The following is a 15,974-nucleotide window of genomic DNA, read 5'->3' as shown; positions in this document are numbered from 1 at the left end:
ACTAAACTACGCTGCGCGCAATCCCACAGACGACTGTGGGAACGGCACGAAGCCCGGCAACGCCTCCATGCGGGCAAGCCACGCCTTCACGTTGCGATACTGGCGAAGGTCGACATTGCCTTCCGGCGCGTTCGCGATGTAGCTGTACAGCGCGACATCGGCGATGGTCGGATGCGTTGCCGCGATCCATTCTCGGCCATCCAGTTCCGCTTCGATAAGAGCCAGGATCGCGTGCGCGCGGGCAATCACTTCATCCGCATTGAACGGCAGGCCGAATACGGTCACGAGCCGCGCGGCGCAGGGGCCGAATGCAATCTGCCCGGCCGCCACCGAAAGCCAGCGCTGCACCGCCGCGGCACCGGTCGGCGACTCGGGCAGCCAGTCGGTTCTCTGGAACTTCCGCGCGAGGTAGACGAGGATCGCGCACGAATCCGGCACCACCGTCTCGCCATCGACGAGCACCGGCACCTGACCGAAGCGATTCATCTGCAGAAATGCAGGCTGCTTGTGCTCGCCGGCGCGCAGGTCGACGGTCACGAGTTCATGCTCGACGCCGAGCAGCGACAGGAAAAGTTGGGCGCGATGCGAATGGCCCGACAGCGGCGCGTAATAGAGCTTCAACGGCTTCATGAGACGGACCCCTTTGGACTGGTTGTTCGTGGCAACTCACCATGAACTCCAGTCTAGGGACGCGCCGCGCGGAATTGAATCCGCCGGCGCGCGATTTCACTATTGCCGAAACGCGAATGATGCGGCCGGAGCGGCCTCGGGCGGGTGGCTGAAAGCGGCGCGCGCTACGCCGAAGCGCTGCGGCGCACGACCTCAACGAATGCGTGGCCCGCCACTTCGAGCGCGCCGCCGTTTTCGATGGTGGTCAGGCGTACGCCGTGGGGCAATTCGAACGGCGCCTGGCGCGCGAGCCGCGCCGCGACCTGCTCGGCAGATTCGCGGGCCCGTGCCGCGAGACGCGCCGCAAGCACGTGTTGCGGCGCATCGATGTGCACGACCTCGATGTCCGGATAGCGCGCGAGCGCCTGTGCCACATGCTGCCGCGAACCGTTGACGACCACTGTGCAGCCGCGCGCGATCCACGCATCGATCTCGATGCCGATGCCATAACGCAAGCGGTGACTCGACCATTCGAGCGCGAACAGGCCCAGCGCCGAACGCGCGTCGAATTCTTCCATGGTCAGCACCACATGGTTCTCGTGATGCCCAGCCGCGCGGGTGATGTAGCGATGCGCGAACAGCACCGGCTCGCCGATAACACGTTCGCGCGCGAACCCGAGCAGGCTGTCCTTGCCCGCACCCGACGGGCCCATCACGTAGATCAGTCGTCCTTTCATTGCGCTTGCGGCGTGGTTGAGGTGGACATCGTGCCGAACGGCAGGCGGCGCCACAGCACGAACGGCTCGCCGGGACCGGGTTCGACGAAGAGCGCCGCGCTATCCACGCGCAACGGCCCCAGCGCCGCTATCCGCTGCTGCCACCACCTCACCAGCACGTCGCGTGCCGATGCATCGTCGAGCGAATCGGACAGCGTCATGTGGAAGCGGAATTCGTCGAACACGTACGGGTAGCCCCATTCGATCAGGAGCGAGCGCTGGCGTTCGGTGAGCGGCGCCGCGAGCCGGCGTTCGAGATCGGTCTTCGAAGGCGTGGCCCGCAACGGATGCAGATCGCACAACGCAGTGGCGGCCAGCGCTCGCATCGACGCTTCGCCATCCGAATTATCTGGACGCACCGCGACGAAATTGCCGAGTTGCGCTACGTCGACGCCGAGTGCAAACGGCTGCTGCGCATGCGCCCATGCCGCCGCTGTCCGCACAACGATATCCGCATCGACACCATCGGCGAGACGGAACGGCGGCACCAGCGTGCCGTGCCAGCCATAGCGCCGCGGCGATTGCGTCAGCGCAGCGAGTTCGCGCGACAGTTCTTCCGGTTGAGGTTGCGGGCAATGTGCGCCGCTTTCGGCATTGCGCCCGAGCCATGCGGAACCGGCTTCCCACCATGCGCTCGACTCAGCCGGCGCGTAGTACAGCGCGAAACGCGCATTCGCGGACCACGCCGTCATACGTCGTGCTCCACCATCAGCTGCACGCGGTCGGCAGCGAAATGCGTGAAGCCGTATTTGATCGGCGTGCCGTCGAGATCGACGTCGACGTTTTCGACCCACAGCACCGGCTGCTGCCGGTTCAGGTTCAGGCGCCGCGACACTTCCGCATCGGGCAGCACGCTGCCGATGCGGCTCCACTTGCGCAGGTAGTCCGTCACGCCGAATTCGGCGAGCGCTTTCGTGACGCCGCCAGTGCGTTGCAGCACGTCCGGCAGATCGGTGAAACGCGCGGCGGGATACCAGCTGCGCGCGTAAGTGAGCGGGATGCCGTCCGAGTCGTGCATCGTCTCGATCCGGTAGACGAACGCGCCGGCCCGCAAACCCAGTGCTTTCGCAACCGACGGGTCGGCCTTCACGCGCGCCGCCGACAGCATCGTGCCGCCCGGCGCGTGATGTTGCTGGCGCAAGTTTTCGGTGAAGCGCGTGCGCCGGCCGATCTGGTAGTCGATCGCGCCGGGCTGCACGAACGTGCCCCGCCCCTGCTCGACGCTGACGAGACCCGATGCGGCGAGGCCGAGCATCGCGCGGCGCACGGTGTGACGGTTGACGTCGAAGCGCTTCGCAAGCTCGCCTTCGCTCGGCAGACGCCCGTCGGCTCCGAAGCCGCTCGCCGCGATCTCTGCCGCGAGAATCTGCTCGATCTGCCGCCATACGGCCACGCCGCCGCCGCGTTCGAGCGGCGCTGCGGGGTTCGCGCTATCGTTCGATGTCATGGTGCTGTCATTCCCTTCGTTTCAAATAGCCGTTTGTGCATTGTAGTTCGCGCGCCGTGATGGAAATATGAAATTGGCGCGCCATCGCAACACCGGACGATTGTATCTCTAAACGTCTAGACGTTTAGACGAATAGATGCTCCAATAGCGACTCGACAGCACCCTCGCTGCACGAATCCAGATGATGGGAAATCCGATGACCATTCCTTCCGATTCTTCCGCCGCCCCTGCTCCCTCGCTGCGCCGCACCTGGATGGCGGTGCTGTCGCGCACCCCGCGCGCCGAGCTCGAAGCCGCGCTGGATGCCGCGCTCGACGGCATCGACCCGCCCCGCTTCGACTGGCTGCGCCAGCCGGAAACCGGCCTTGCGATGGTCCGCGGCCGCGTCGGCGGCACCGGCAACGCGTTCAACCTCGGCGAGGCGACCGTCACGCGCGCCACGCTGCGTCTGCGCGATGCGCGGTCCACCAGCGCGCATGAAAACGCCGAGGCCGAGGCCGATGCGATCGTCGGCGTTGCCTGCCATCTGGGTCGCGACAAGCGTCGCGTCGAACTCGCGGCGTTCGCCGATGCGCTGCTGCAGATGCCCGAGCATCACGCGCGTCTGCAGGTGCAGCTGATCGAGCCGCTTGCCGCACGAATCGCCGAAGCGCGCAGCGCGCGCCGGCGGGATGCCGCGTCCACACGCGTCGAATTCTTCACGATGGTCAGAGGCGACTGATGAACCAGTCCACACCCATTGCACTTTCCGCGCTGAGCCCCGGCTTCGCCGATCCGGTTCACGACACCCAGGCGGTATTCCGCACGCTGCTCGATGCGCTCGCGCGTCCCGGCACGATTGGTATCGTCGAACGCGTGCTGCCGCGCGACCCTGCCGCCACCACACCGCGCACGAAAGCCGACCGCGCCACGCTCGCCACGCTGCTCGCGTTGTGCGACGGCTCGACACCCGTATGGCTCGCCACGCCCGACGCCGTGCTCGGCTCGACGCTGCGTTTGCATACGGGCGCACCGCTAGTCGACGATCCGCGCGATGCGGCGTTCGCCTACGTGCACGACGCACAGGCGCTGCCTACGCTCGAATGCTTTGCGATCGGAGAGCCGGAAACGCCGGAGCAGTCCGTAACGCTATTGATCCGCGTCGATTCGCTGACAGGCGGCGCGCCGGTCGTGCTGCGTGGACCGGGCATCGAGCGCACGCAGACCATCGCGCCCACAGGGTTGCCCAGCCGTTTCTGGCGCGAACGCGCTGAACTCGCGCCGCTCTTTCCGTGCGGCATCGACTGCTACCTCGTCTGCGGCGACGCGCTGATCGGCCTGCCGCGCACGACTCACGTGGAGTTCAACTGATGTACGTCGCCGTCAAAGGTGGAGAACGCGCGATCGAGGCATCGTGGCGGCTGCTCGACAAGGCACGCCGCGGCGACACGACGATCGCCGAACTGGGTGTCGCGCAGATCCGCGAGCAGTTGCGGCTCGCGGTTGCACGCGTGATGACCGAGGGTTCCGTGTACGACGAAGACCTCGCCGCGCTCGCGATCAAGCAGGCCGCGGGCGATCTCGTCGAAGCGATCTTCCTGCTGCGCGCGTACCGCACCACGCTGCCGCGCTTCGGCTATACGCAGCCGGTGGATTCGGAGGCGATGGTGGTGGAGCGCCGCATTTCCGCGACCTTCAAGGACGTGCCCGGCGGCCAGGTGCTGGGGCCGACCTACGATTACACGCAGCGTCTGCTCGATTTCGCGTTGCTCGCGGATGGCGACGACGATGCGTTACGCAGCGATGTCGCCGCAGCGGCACGCAAGATGGCGCAACCATCACAGCATGAGGCAATGCCGCGCGTCGTGTCGCTGCTCGACAAGGAAGGCCTGATCGAGCAGGAAGCGCCCGACGCCGACTTCACGGAGCCCGGCGACCTGTCGCGCGAACCGCTGTCGTTCCCCGCGGACCGTTCGACGCGCCTGCAGAACCTCGCGCGCGGCGACGAGGGCTTTCTGCTCGCGATGGGCTATGCGACGCAGCGCGGCTACGCGCACTCGCACCCGTTCGCGGGCGAGATCCGCTTCGGCAGCGTCGCGGTCGAGATGGAACTCGACGAGCTCGGCGAAGCAGTCGAGATCGGCGACATCGAGATCACCGAATGCCAGATGATCAACCAGTTCGCCGGCAGCAAGGACATCGCACCCACCTTCACGCAGGGCTACGGGCTCGCGTTCGGTCATTCGGAGCGCAAGGCGATGGCGATGGCGCTCGTCGATCGTGCGCTGCGGGCAGAAGAGCTTGGCGAATCGATCGGGTCGCCGACGCAGGACATCGAATTCATGCTGTCGCACAGCGACAACGTGGAAGCATCCGGCTTCGTGCAGCATCTGAAGCTGCCGCATTACGTCGACTTCCAGGCCGAGCTTGAACTGATCCGCAAGCTGCGCGCAAGGCACGCGGCTGACGGTGCGGCTGGGCATCACGGCGGCAGCAGCGACAGCAATGCAGACGATACCGGCGAACAGGAGCAGGCGGCATGAACGCACCCGACAGGCAATCGAACGTCGCGGCACACGATACGGTCGCGGGCTACAACTTCGCGTATCTCGACGAGCAGACCAAGCGCATGCTACGGCGCGCGCTGCTGAAAGCCGTCGCGGTGCCGGGCCATCAGGTGCCGTTCGCGTCGCGCGAAATGCCGCTGCCGTTCGGCTGGGGCACGGGCGGCATCCAGGTCACGGCGGCCATCATCGGCAGCGGCGACACGCTGAAGGTGATCGATCAGGGCTCCGATGAAACGACCAACGCCGTCAACATCCGCCGCTTCTTCGCGCGCACGGCCGGCGTCGCCACCACGCGCCGCACCGCCGAAGCGACGATCGTGCAGACGCGTCACCGCATTCCGGAAACGCCGCTCACGGACCGACAGATTCTCGTCTACCAGGTGCCGATGCCCGAGCCGCTGTTCCGGCTCGAGCCGCGCGTCACCGAATGCCGCAAGCTGCATGCGCTCGCCGACTACGGGCTCATCAGCGTGAAGCTGTACGAGGACATCGTGCATCACGGCAGCATCGCGACGACCTACGATTACCCCGTGATCGTCAACGGCCGCTACCTGACGTCGCCATCGCCGATCCCGAAGTTCGACAACCCGAAGATGCACATGAACCCCGCGCTGCAGCTGTTCGGCGCCGGCCGCGAGCGGCGCATCTATGCGATTCCGCCGTACACGCCGGTGCGAAGCCTCGATTTCGACGACCATCCTTTCGAAGTGCAGCGCTGGGAACATGCATGCGCGCTGTGCGGTTCGCGCGAAAGCTTCCTCGACGAGATGATCGTCGACGATGCGGGCAAACGGATGTTCGTCTGCTCGGACAGCGACTATTGCCACCAGCGCCGCGACGAACAGACCGCGCACGACACCACCGGAGACGACGCATGAGCACGCCGCACAGCATGCCGCTCCTGAGCGCCCGCGCGATCACGAAGCAGTATGGCGGCCGCAACGGCTGCACGAACGTGAGCTTCGATCTCTATCCCGGTGAAGTGCTGTGCATCGTCGGCGAATCGGGTTCGGGCAAGACGACGCTGCTGAACGCGCTGTCGCTGCGCACCGAATGCGATAGCGGCGAACTGCACTACACCAGCGCGAACGGCGACACGATCGATCTGCTCGCGCTGTCCGAGCCGCGCCGCCGGATGCTGATGCGCACCGAGTGGGGCTTCGTGCAGCAGAACCCGCGCGATGGTCTGCGCAACACGGTATCCGCGGGCGCGAACATCGGCGAGCCGCTGATGGCGGTCGGCGCGCGCCACTACGGCAATATCCGCGCGACCGCCACCGACTGGATGCAACGCGTCGAACTGGACCCGCTGCGCATCGACGAGCTGCCGCGCGCGTTTTCCGGCGGCATGCAGCAGCGGCTGCAGATCGCGCGCAATCTGGTGACGGGGCCGCGTCTCGTGTTCATGGACGAACCGACGGCGGGCCTCGACGTGTCGGTGCAGGCGCGCCTGCTCGACCTGCTGCGTTCGCTCACCACGTCGCTGCATCTGTCGGTGCTGATCGTCACGCACGATATCGGCGTCGCGCGGCTGCTCGCGCACCGGCTGATGGTGATGCAAGGCGGCGAAGTGGTCGAGGCGGGCCTCACCGATCAGGTGCTCGACGATCCGCAGCATCCGTACACGCAGACGCTGGTGTCGTCGGTGCTGCCGGTTTAACTCACTGTGATGGATCACGCGATGTCCTCTCTCTTCATCGACAACCCCGCGCTGATGCTGCATGCGCGCGATGTGAGCAAGACCTTCACGCTGCACGGCCAGGGCGGCGTGCGGATCGATGCGCTTCACGATGTATCACTCGACGTGGAACGCGGCGAATGCGTCGTGCTCGTCGGGCCGTCGGGCGCGGGCAAGAGCACGCTGCTGCGCTGCCTGTTCGGCAACTATCTGGCGAGCGCCGGCACCATCGCGCTGCGCGACGACGGCACCCCGCTTGGGCACCTGCCGCTCACCGGCGCCGAGCCGCGCGACGTGCTGCATCTGCGGCGCAGCGTGGTCGGCTACGTGAGCCAGTTCCTGCGCGTGATTCCGCGCGTGTCGACGCTTGCGCTGGTGGCCGAGCCGCTGGTTTCGCGCGGCGTGGACGAAACGGAAGCGAACCAGCGCGCGGCGGCGCTGCTCGAACGGCTGAACGTGCCCGCGCGCCTGTGGTCGCTCGCGCCAGCGACGTTTTCCGGCGGCGAGCAGCAGCGCGTGAACATCGCGCGCGGGCTGATTGCCGGCCATCCGGTGCTGCTGCTCGACGAGCCGACGGCGTCGCTCGATGCGGAAAACCGCGACGTGGTGGCGGATTTGATCATCGAAGCACGCGAGCGCGGCGCGGCGATCGTCGGCATCTTTCACGACGAGGACACGCGCGCGAAAGTCGCGACGCGCCGCTTCGAACTGAGCCCGCCGCTGCGGGCGGCACACCATGCTGAACCGACGCTGAACATTCACTGAGCATTCACTGAACGCGCACTGAAACGGCGATGAACGCCGTCGCGGTTCGCCGGTCAGAACGAGATAACCAACGGAGCCTGTCGATGTTGATCAAGAATGCCCGCGTCGTCACGCGGGACGAAGCATTCCTCGGCGTGGTGCGCGTGGAGGACGGCGTCATTCGCGACGTCGCGCCCGGATCGACGTCCGCGACCGTTGCCGAAGACTGGCATGGCGACTACCTGCTGCCCGGCCTGATCGAGCTGCATACCGACAACCTCGAAAAGCATCTCGCGCCGCGCCCCGGCGTGGTGTGGAATACGGACGCCGCGTTCGTGATCCACGACGCGCAGGTAGCGGCGGCCGGTATCACCACCGTGTTCGACGCGCTCGCGATCGGTTCGCGCGGCAACGTCGGGCTGCGCGGCCGCGAGCTGATGACGAAATGCGCCGCCACGCTCGAACGCATTGCGAGCCACGATCTGCTGCGTGCGGAGCACTTCCTGCATCTGCGCTGCGAGATCGCGACGTCGGACGTGGTCGAGATCTTCGACGACCTGAAGGATCATCCGCTGCTGCGGCTTGCGTCGGTGATGGATCACACGCCGGGGCAACGGCAGTGGCACGACCGCGAGCAATGGCGCAAGTATCAGGAGCGGCACGGCAAGTGGTCCGACGAGTTCGCAGCGGCAGCGCTCGCCGAGCTTGCGGAGGAGCAGGAGCGTTTCGCGGATACGCACCGGCGCGAGATCGTCGCGCGCTGCAAGGCGCGGTCGATTCCGGTCGCGAGCCATGACGACACGCTGGTCGAGCACGTCGAGCAGGCGGTGGCGGAAGGCATCGTGCTGTCGGAATTCCCGACCACGCACGCGGCCGCCCAGGCCGCGCACAGCCACGGTATCGCGACGATCATGGGCGCGCCGAACATCGTGCGCGGCGGTTCGCACTCGGGGAACGTGTCGGCGCTGGAGCTCGCGAAGCACGGCCTGCTCGACATTCTCTCGTCCGACTACGTGCCGTCGAGCCTGCTGACCGCCGCATTCGAACTCGTCAGCAAGGCCGGCTGGACCTTGCCGCACGCGGTGACGACGATCTCGTCGGCGCCCGCGCAGGCAGCCGGCCTGACCGACCGCGGGTCGATCCAGCCGGGACTGCGGGCCGACTTCGTGCGCGTGACGATGCTCGATGCGCTGCCCGTGCCGCGGGCAACGTGGCGGGCGGGGGTGCGGATCGTTTGAAATAACACGCTCGTTCGAATTCCACCGGGTGACCCACCTGGCTCGCAACGCGTTTCAGCCCGTTGGCCCCGGCGGGAATCGCCATTCCCGCCGCATGCCCTCCGCATCGAAAGCCTGACAATTCCCTTCACGAATCTCGCCAAGCGAGGCTGCATGCGCCTTCCAGGCCAGTGCACGGCCGTTCGCCATCCGGTGTTTCACTAGCCCCGTAATGTTTTTTTCTTGGTAAGCTTGGCGCGCGCTGCTGGCCGCCGGCCGGCAGACATCAACCAAACCCGGACCGAACAGACGGAAACCGGGTGTGTCGCGCGGCACCAACCCGCCTGCACGGCACCTTGAACCACTCCGAGGAGTACAACAGTGAAGAAACTGCTCGCGGCCCTGACGGTCGCCCTGATCGCCTCCGTATCCGTGGTCGCTCCGACCGTCGCTCAAGCCAAAGACTGGACGACCATCCGTTTCGGCGTCGACGCCAGCTACCCCCCGTTCGAGTCGAAGGGTTCGGATGGCAAGCTCGTGGGCTTCGACATCGACCTCGGCAATGAAATCTGCAAGCGCCTGAACGCCAAGTGCGTGTGGGTCGAAAACGACTTCGACGGCATGATCCCGGCCCTGAAGGCGAAGAAGTTCGACGGCGTGCTGTCGTCGATGTCGATGACGCCGGCTCGCGCGGAACAGATCGCGTTCTCGAGCAAGCTGTTCAACACGCCGACCCGCCTCGTCGCGAAGAAGGGTTCGACGATCCAGCCGACGCCGGCAGGCATGGCCGGCAAGACGGTCGGCGTCGAACAGGGCACGATCCAGGAAACCTACGCGAAGACCTACTGGGAGCCGAAGGGCGCGAAGGTCGTGTCGTACCAGAACCAGGACCAGGTCTACGCTGACCTGCTGTCGGGCCGCCTCGACGCATCGCTGCAGGACGCCGTCGAAGCCGAAATCGGCTTCCTGAAGACGCCGCGCGGCGCCGGCTTCGCTTTCGCGGGCAACGACATCGTCGACGAGAAGGTGCTCGGCAACGGCGCCGGTATCGGCCTGCGCAAGGAAGACACCGACCTGAAGGCGAAGATCGACAAGGCGATCGCTGACATCATCAAGGACGGCACGTACAAGAAGCTCGAGAAGAAGTACTTCGACTTCGACGTGTACGGCAGCTAAATCCAGCCGCGCGGCCCACGCCGCGCGTGTTGCGATGCTTGCCCGACGGGCTCCGCTTGCGGAGCCCGTTGTTTTTGCAACGCCGCATTCCACAATCCCAAGGCGCGCGCCGCAAGCACATCCGGGTCGTGCCGCGCGGGCGTTTCGGCTAAGATCGAACCCTTCGACGGCTCGCCGCCGTCCCGTTCCCCGTCGGCCAACGACAACACATCGAGACACGCAGCCGCAGCGCGCGGCCGCGTAACACGCCATGCAAACCCAGACCCATCCGCTGATTTCCCCCACCCTCGGCACGAGCCGCGCGATCACGAGCTTCCACTACGGCCAGCCCGGCGGCCAGAAGATCTACATCCAGTCGTCGCTGCATGCGGACGAACTGCCCGGCATGCTGGTGTCGTGGGCGCTACGCCGCAAGCTCGCCGCGCTCGAAGCCGCGGGCAAGATGCGCGGCGAAGTGATCGTCGTGCCGGTCGCGAATCCGATCGGCCTGAACCAGCAGATGCTCGGCCTGTTCGCGGGCCGCTTCGAACTGAACACCGCGCAGAACTTCAACCGCAATTTCCACGACCTCGCGGCGCTCGTGCTGCCCAGCATCGAGAGCAAGCTGACGGGCGACGAAGCGCACAACCGCAACGCGATCCGCGCGACGATGCGCGAAGCGCTCGACGCGATCGAACCGCGCACCGAACTCGAGGCGCAGCGTCTCGCGCTGCAGCGTCTGTCGTTCGACGCGGATGTCGTGCTCGATCTGCACTGCGACTGGGAAGCCGCGCTGCATCTCTACACGAACCCCGAGCTGTGGTCCGAGGTCGAGCCGCTCGCACGTTATCTGGATTCGAAGGCGTCGCTGCTCGCGCTAAACTCGATCGGCAATCCGTTCGACGAAATCCACAGCTTCTGCTGGTCCGACCTGCGCGCCCGCTTCGGCGAGCGTTTCCCGATTCCGAACGGGTCGATCTCGGTCACCATCGAACTGCGCAGCCAGCGCGACGTGTCGTACGAATTTGCCGAGCGCGACGCGCAAGGCATCATCGAATATCTGACCGCGCGCGGCGTGATCGACGGCACGGCCGCGCCGCTGCCGCCGCTCGCGTTCCCTGCCACGCCGCTCGCGGGCACCGAGCCGCTCGTCACGCCGATCAGCGGCGTGGTCGTGTATCGCACCCCGGTCGGCATTCACGTGGAAGCGGGCACCGCGATCGCCGACATCGTCGACCCATTGACGGACCACGTCGTCACGCTGAAGACGAGCGTGTCCGGCGTGCTGTACGCACGCCATCTGTCGCGCTTCGCCAACGCCGGAATGGAAATCGCGCGCGTGGCCGGCGCGAACCCGATCCGCACCGGGTCGTTGCTGTCCGCCTGACAAGCGCTGCCGTTTTAGCGTTCAACACGGATCGTGGTGTGCGCAACGCACCACGATCCGCTGCCTGTCACGCATCCGACACGCGCGCGAACCTCACCGCGCGCGCCTATACACCAGATCCGCGAACCGCGTGTGGCTACCGGCCTACACCGGTAATGACGAAGTCTTGCTGTCATAAACCTTTCGTTCCCCGACGATAAAGTTGCGGCCGTCGCCTGATCCCCCCGCAGAGGAGGACATCCGCGACAGCATCCCATCTATTCGGAGAATGCCTTGAAAAAGAAAGTCATCGCCACCGCTACGTCCGCGGTGCTCGCCACGTTCGCCGGCGCTGCACATGCACAGAGCAGCGTTACGCTGTACGGCCTGATCGACGCAGGTATCAGCTACGTCAACAACAGCAAGACCTCGACGGGCGCGAGCAGCCTGACGAAATTCGACGACGGCGTTGCCCAGGGCAGCCGTTGGGGCCTGCGCGGCGCTGAAGATCTCGGCGGCGGCCTGAAGGCGATCTTCGTGCTCGAAAGCGGCTTCAATACGGGCACCGGCGCCCTCGGCCAGGGCGGCGCGCTGTTTGGCCGCCAGGCATACGTCGGTCTGTCGAAAGACGCGGTCGGCACGCTGACCTTCGGTCGTCAATACACGTTCAACACGGACTTCCTCGGCAGCGCGTACTCGACCGGCGGCGAAACCGTCGCGGGCAACTACGCGTACCACGTGAACGACGTCGACCAGCTGACGTCGAGCCGCATCAACAACGCGGTGAAGTTCACGAGCGCGAATTTCGCGGGCTTCACGTTCGGCGCGTTGTACGGCTTCTCGAACGCCGCGGGCGCGTTCGCCGGTTCGCCGGGCACGGGCTCGACGGTCACGGGCGGCTCGTCGCGCGCGTGGAGCGCGGGCGCGAACTACGCGCAAGGTCCGATCGCCGCGGGCGTCGCCTACACGGACATCCGCTATCCGGGCCAGGCATCGCCGGCGTTCTCGACGGCGCTGTTCGGCCTCAGCACGGGTGCGACGGGCAGCCAGGTGCGCGACCTGCACTCGCTGGGCGTCGGTGGCCGTTATCTGTTCGGACCGGCAACCGTGTGGGCGCTGTGGACCAACACGCACATCGAGCCGACCGCCGGCGCGCAGACGACGTACAACGCGTATGAAATCGGCGGCAAGTATGCGATCACGCCGGCCTTCACGGGCTCGCTCGGCTACACGTACTCGAATGCGTCCGATTCGTTCAGCGCGCACTGGCACCAGATCGACGCGAGCGTCGACTACGCGCTCAGCAAGCGCACCGACGTGTACCTGCTCGGTATCTACGAGCGCGCGTCCGGCAAGGTGAAGGGCGTGCAGGTGCCGGCGCAGATCGGTTCGAGCACGAGCTACTTCAATACCTCGGGTAACGAAGACAACCAGCTCGCGTTCCGCATCGGTATCCGCCACAAGTTCTGATCGGGCAGCACCCGATTCGAAGAACGGGAAACGTCGTTCGCGGCGTTTCCCGTTTTTGTTTTTAGCTTGGTTTTTTTACTCAGACATCCTTCATATCAGATGCCCGCCTCGCGCGACGATGCGTCCGGCCGCCACGACGAGTTTCCGGACCGGACGCGCGACCACAGCCTCCGCAGGCGTTTGCGCATCGACGAGCACGAGATCCGCGCGATGGCCTGGCGACAGCCCGTAACCGGCAAAGCCGCAACCGCGCGCTGCGCTGTGCGTCACGCAGTCGAGGGCGATCTCGAGATCGACGTCGCGCCGGAAATCGTTGCGCAGGCCGATCAACATCGCGCGTTCGAGCATGTCGGGCGTGCCGTAAGGCGTCCACGTATCGCGAATCCCGTCATTGCCGCCGACGACCGTAACGCCCGCCGCGCGGCAAGCGGCAACCGACGGCACCGCGATCGACGCGGGCGCGGTCGTCACCAGCGCGACATCGAGTTCGGCCATGCGCGCGAGCAACGCATCGCGCTCGCGTTCCGCGAGATCGCCGAGGCAGAACCCGTGGCTGATGGCGACCTTGCCGTGCATCGTGAGCGCGGCGGTGCGCTGGAGAATCAGGTCGAGCGAATACGCGCCCATCGTCGAGCGCTCGTGCAGGTGAATGTCGAGACCGCAGCCATACTGCTCAGCGAGACCGAAGAGCAGATCGACCGCCGCCACCGCATCGCCTTCGATTGCGCATGGATCGAGCCCGCCGAGCAGATCGGCTCCAGCGCGCAGCGCATCGGCGAGCAGTGCATCGGTGCCCGGCCGCTTCAGCACGCCCGATTGCGGAAACGCAACGATCTGCAGCTCCATCTGCCCGCGCAACATCTCGCGTGTCGCGAGGACGCCATGCAGATGCCGCAAGCCGGCATCGGTGTCGATGTCGACATGCGTGCGCAGCCGCGTCGTACCCGCGGCAAGGAACGCACGCGCCAGCGCGAGCGATTGCGCGCCGGCGTCGTGGCCGCTCGTCGCCCGCCAGTGCCGCTCGTTTTCGATGCGGTCGATCAGGCGCGGTGCGACCGCGTTGCGATACCACGGCATGCCCCAGTGGGTCTTGTCCAGATGCGTGTGCCCTTCGACGAGACCGGGGAGCAGGAGCATGCCCGCGCCGTCTTCGACCTTTGAAACGTCCTTTGCGTCGATAGCCGGTGCGATACGGACGATACGGTCATCCTCGACGAGGACGTCCAGCGGGCAATCGGTGCCCTCGCCCGTGCGCACGTTGCGAATCAGCAGGCTGTTCATGTCGGGATACCGGTCGAGTCGATCGAATGACACTCGCGCACCGCAGCAGCGGCGAGCGATGACTATTTCGACATTGTGGCCGGTTTATCGCTGACCGTCGATGCAGGCAGAGCCGCGGTCCCCTTCGCATCGTAGTGTCCAACGACGAAGTCGACGAAACCCCTCACCACCCGCGGCAAATGGACCTGATTGACGTACAGCATCCAGACCGTCCATTCGCCCGAGCACAGCACCGCATCGGAAAGCAGCGAGCAAAGCACGCCATCCGACAGTTCGCGCTGGACGATCGACCGGGGAAGTCGCGCAATGCCAAGCCCCGCGCAGACGGCCTGTCTCACCACGAGCGGGCTCTGCATGTTCATGAACGGTTGAACCACGACACGCTGCGTTCCGTCGTTATCCTTGAAGTCCCAGTAGCGGCTCGGTGCATCTGACGCGACCAGGATGTCGTGCGACGAGAGATCGGTCGGGACACGGGGTGCACCCCGGCGCTTCAGATAGGCAGGGGTGGCAACGATCACATCGGTCGTTGTCGCGATGGGTTTGGAGATCAGCGTCGAGTCCCGCAGGCGGCGATCCGCGGAGAAGCAGACGTCGAAGCTGGAGGGGTTGATCGTCGACAGGTTGTCGAACACCGTGAGGTCATAGTCGATGCGTGGATGGTGAGACCGGTAATCCGCCAGCAGGTTGGGCAATTCGGTCGACGCGAACGACGCGGATGCAGCAATACGTAGCGAACCGGACGGATTGTGCGTCGCCTCCGCGACACACTCATCCATCTCTTCGAGCACACGCAAGAGGTCACGTGCGTGATCGAGATACCGCTTGCCGACGGGCGTGACCGATACGTGTCGGGTCGTGCGATTGACAAGCCGCACCCCTAGCCCTTGCTCGAGCGTAGTCAAGCTGCGGGTGACCACCGAACTGGAGACTCCAAGCTGCTTTGCCGCGTCGCCAAGATTCAGGGACTCTGCTACCGCAACAAACATCTGAATAGACGCAAGCTTGTTCATTTATTTTTAAATCGACATGCGTGGCTGCCGTAGGGAGGCAATACTTTTCAGAATACGTCCCTCAACCTTAGGGGACGCTTAGAGCATTGACTTCCTTCGCTCGACTAACCCCATAACGCGACTGCTTCTATACGAAAGCTTAAGGGAGGCTTAAATTTCTACCTGGACCCTAAATTGAGGAGAATGCAGCAAGACAGAATTGCTGCATTTTCCTTATTGCCTGCTTCGCAATAACAGAATCAAGGTCGAGTATCAAAACGCAGAATCAAGTACCGATAAGCATGCCTTAGCAATTCAGTATTGCTGATCCACATGTTTTAATCCGGGAGCCTAAAGGCGACAGGAAAGATTCCGTAAACGTTGGTAAGACGGGCGGCGCATGCCTTCCGTCACCTGGCGACTAACACAAAGTCGCGTATACGGAGAGACTTCATGCTTTCGATCAATAGCAATATCAGCTCGCTCGTCGCTCAAGAGAACCTGACTGGTTCGGGCAACGCGCTCTCGCAAGCGATCACGCGCCTTTCCTCGGGCAAGCGGATCAACAGCGCGGCGGACGACGCAGCTGGTCTCGCGATCTCGACGACCCTGCAAACGCAGATCAACGGTCTTAACCAGGGTGTGTCGAACGCGAACGACGGTACGTCGATCGTGCAGACGGCCAGCAGCGCG

The 15,974-nt window shown here is 65.2% G+C and carries 17 protein-coding genes; 11 read left to right on the top strand and 6 right to left on the bottom strand.

The genetic code is table 11. The annotated features are described in order from the left end of the window. Positions 1–6: 6 nt before the first annotated feature. The 4 genes from DVS29_RS32805 to phnF all read right to left on the bottom strand — a co-directional run bounded on the left by DVS29_RS32805 (position 7) and on the right by phnF (position 2,832). Positions 7–621 (bottom strand): glutathione S-transferase family protein, encoded by a 615-nt coding sequence (locus tag DVS29_RS32805; RefSeq protein ID WP_118184825.1) that lies wholly within the window; start codon positions 619–621, stop codon positions 7–9. Between the two features lie 173 nt (positions 622–794). Then, positions 795–1,346, bottom strand: coding sequence for a phosphonate metabolism protein/1,5-bisphosphokinase (PRPP-forming) PhnN (gene phnN / locus DVS29_RS32800; protein ID WP_118184767.1), 552 nt, complete (start codon positions 1,344–1,346; stop codon positions 795–797). Beyond that, positions 1,343–2,077 (bottom strand): DUF1045 domain-containing protein, encoded by a 735-nt coding sequence (locus tag DVS29_RS32795; protein WP_118184765.1) that lies wholly within the window; start codon positions 2,075–2,077, stop codon positions 1,343–1,345. Before DVS29_RS32795 ends, phnN begins: the two co-directional genes overlap by 4 nt. Further along, positions 2,074–2,832, bottom strand: a complete 759-nt coding sequence (gene phnF / locus DVS29_RS32790; RefSeq protein ID WP_118184763.1) for a phosphonate metabolism transcriptional regulator PhnF — start codon at positions 2,830–2,832, stop codon at positions 2,074–2,076. Before phnF ends, DVS29_RS32795 begins: the two co-directional genes overlap by 4 nt. A gap of 196 nt (positions 2,833–3,028) precedes the next feature. Here phnF and phnG point away from each other — a divergent pair, with 196 nt between their 5' ends. From phnG to DVS29_RS32740, 10 genes are all read left to right on the top strand, one after another. Continuing rightward, on the top strand, positions 3,029–3,553 hold the full coding sequence (phnG, locus tag DVS29_RS32785) for a phosphonate C-P lyase system protein PhnG (RefSeq protein ID WP_118184822.1): 525 nt from the start codon (positions 3,029–3,031) through the stop codon (positions 3,551–3,553). Next, positions 3,553–4,182, top strand: a complete 630-nt coding sequence (gene phnH / locus DVS29_RS32780; RefSeq protein ID WP_118184760.1) for a phosphonate C-P lyase system protein PhnH — start codon at positions 3,553–3,555, stop codon at positions 4,180–4,182. The genes phnG and phnH overlap by 1 nt, the downstream gene beginning before the upstream one ends. Further along, positions 4,182–5,354, top strand: a complete 1,173-nt coding sequence (locus DVS29_RS32775; protein ID WP_118184758.1) for a carbon-phosphorus lyase complex subunit — start codon at positions 4,182–4,184, stop codon at positions 5,352–5,354. Before phnH ends, DVS29_RS32775 begins: the two co-directional genes overlap by 1 nt. After that, on the top strand, positions 5,351–6,256 hold the full coding sequence (locus tag DVS29_RS32770) for an alpha-D-ribose 1-methylphosphonate 5-phosphate C-P-lyase PhnJ (protein WP_118184756.1): 906 nt from the start codon (positions 5,351–5,353) through the stop codon (positions 6,254–6,256). Before DVS29_RS32775 ends, DVS29_RS32770 begins: the two co-directional genes overlap by 4 nt. Next, positions 6,253–7,038, top strand: a complete 786-nt coding sequence (phnK, locus tag DVS29_RS32765; protein WP_205962569.1) for a phosphonate C-P lyase system protein PhnK — start codon at positions 6,253–6,255, stop codon at positions 7,036–7,038. The genes DVS29_RS32770 and phnK overlap by 4 nt, the downstream gene beginning before the upstream one ends. Positions 7,039–7,059: 21 nt before the next feature. Continuing rightward, positions 7,060–7,821, top strand: coding sequence for a phosphonate C-P lyase system protein PhnL (gene phnL, locus DVS29_RS32760; protein WP_420816183.1), 762 nt, complete (start codon positions 7,060–7,062; stop codon positions 7,819–7,821). 29 nt (positions 7,822–7,850) lie between these two features. Beyond that, entirely contained in the window at positions 7,851–9,038 is a 1,188-nt protein-coding gene (locus DVS29_RS32755) for an alpha-D-ribose 1-methylphosphonate 5-triphosphate diphosphatase (RefSeq protein ID WP_118184752.1), read from the top strand. 360 nt (positions 9,039–9,398) lie between these two features. Further along, positions 9,399–10,193, top strand: coding sequence for an ABC transporter substrate-binding protein (locus tag DVS29_RS32750; protein WP_118184750.1), 795 nt, complete (start codon positions 9,399–9,401; stop codon positions 10,191–10,193). A 250-nt stretch (positions 10,194–10,443) separates the two neighbouring features. After that, the gene (locus tag DVS29_RS32745) at positions 10,444–11,559 is read left to right on the top strand and encodes a succinylglutamate desuccinylase/aspartoacylase family protein (protein ID WP_118184748.1); all 1,116 of its coding nucleotides are present in this window, start codon (positions 10,444–10,446) and stop codon (positions 11,557–11,559) included. A 273-nt stretch (positions 11,560–11,832) separates the two neighbouring features. Continuing rightward, on the top strand, positions 11,833–13,008 hold the full coding sequence (locus DVS29_RS32740; RefSeq protein WP_118184746.1) for a porin: 1,176 nt from the start codon (positions 11,833–11,835) through the stop codon (positions 13,006–13,008). A gap of 90 nt (positions 13,009–13,098) precedes the next feature. Here DVS29_RS32740 and DVS29_RS32735 read toward each other — a convergent pair whose 3' ends face one another. Together DVS29_RS32735 and DVS29_RS32730 are read right to left on the bottom strand one after the other, a co-directional pair. Beyond that, positions 13,099–14,289, bottom strand: a complete 1,191-nt coding sequence (locus DVS29_RS32735; protein WP_118184818.1) for an amidohydrolase family protein — start codon at positions 14,287–14,289, stop codon at positions 13,099–13,101. 62 nt (positions 14,290–14,351) lie between these two features. After that, positions 14,352–15,302: a LysR family transcriptional regulator gene (locus tag DVS29_RS32730; protein ID WP_240655932.1), complete on the bottom strand. Its 951-nt coding sequence runs from the start codon at positions 15,300–15,302 to the stop codon at positions 14,352–14,354. A gap of 432 nt (positions 15,303–15,734) precedes the next feature. On the opposite strand from DVS29_RS32730, the gene DVS29_RS32725 reads away from it, so the two are divergent. After that, on the top strand, positions 15,735–15,974 hold a 240-nt coding region (locus DVS29_RS32725), incomplete at its 3' end, for a flagellin N-terminal helical domain-containing protein (protein WP_476704097.1).

Origin of the sequence: Paraburkholderia phosphatilytica, assembly GCF_003443895.1 — a bacterium.
Classification (GTDB): Bacteria; Pseudomonadota; Gammaproteobacteria; order Burkholderiales; family Burkholderiaceae; genus Paraburkholderia; species Paraburkholderia phosphatilytica.
The sequence above is the reverse complement of the archived record's forward strand: the minus strand, read 5'-3'. Positions and strand labels throughout refer to the sequence as shown.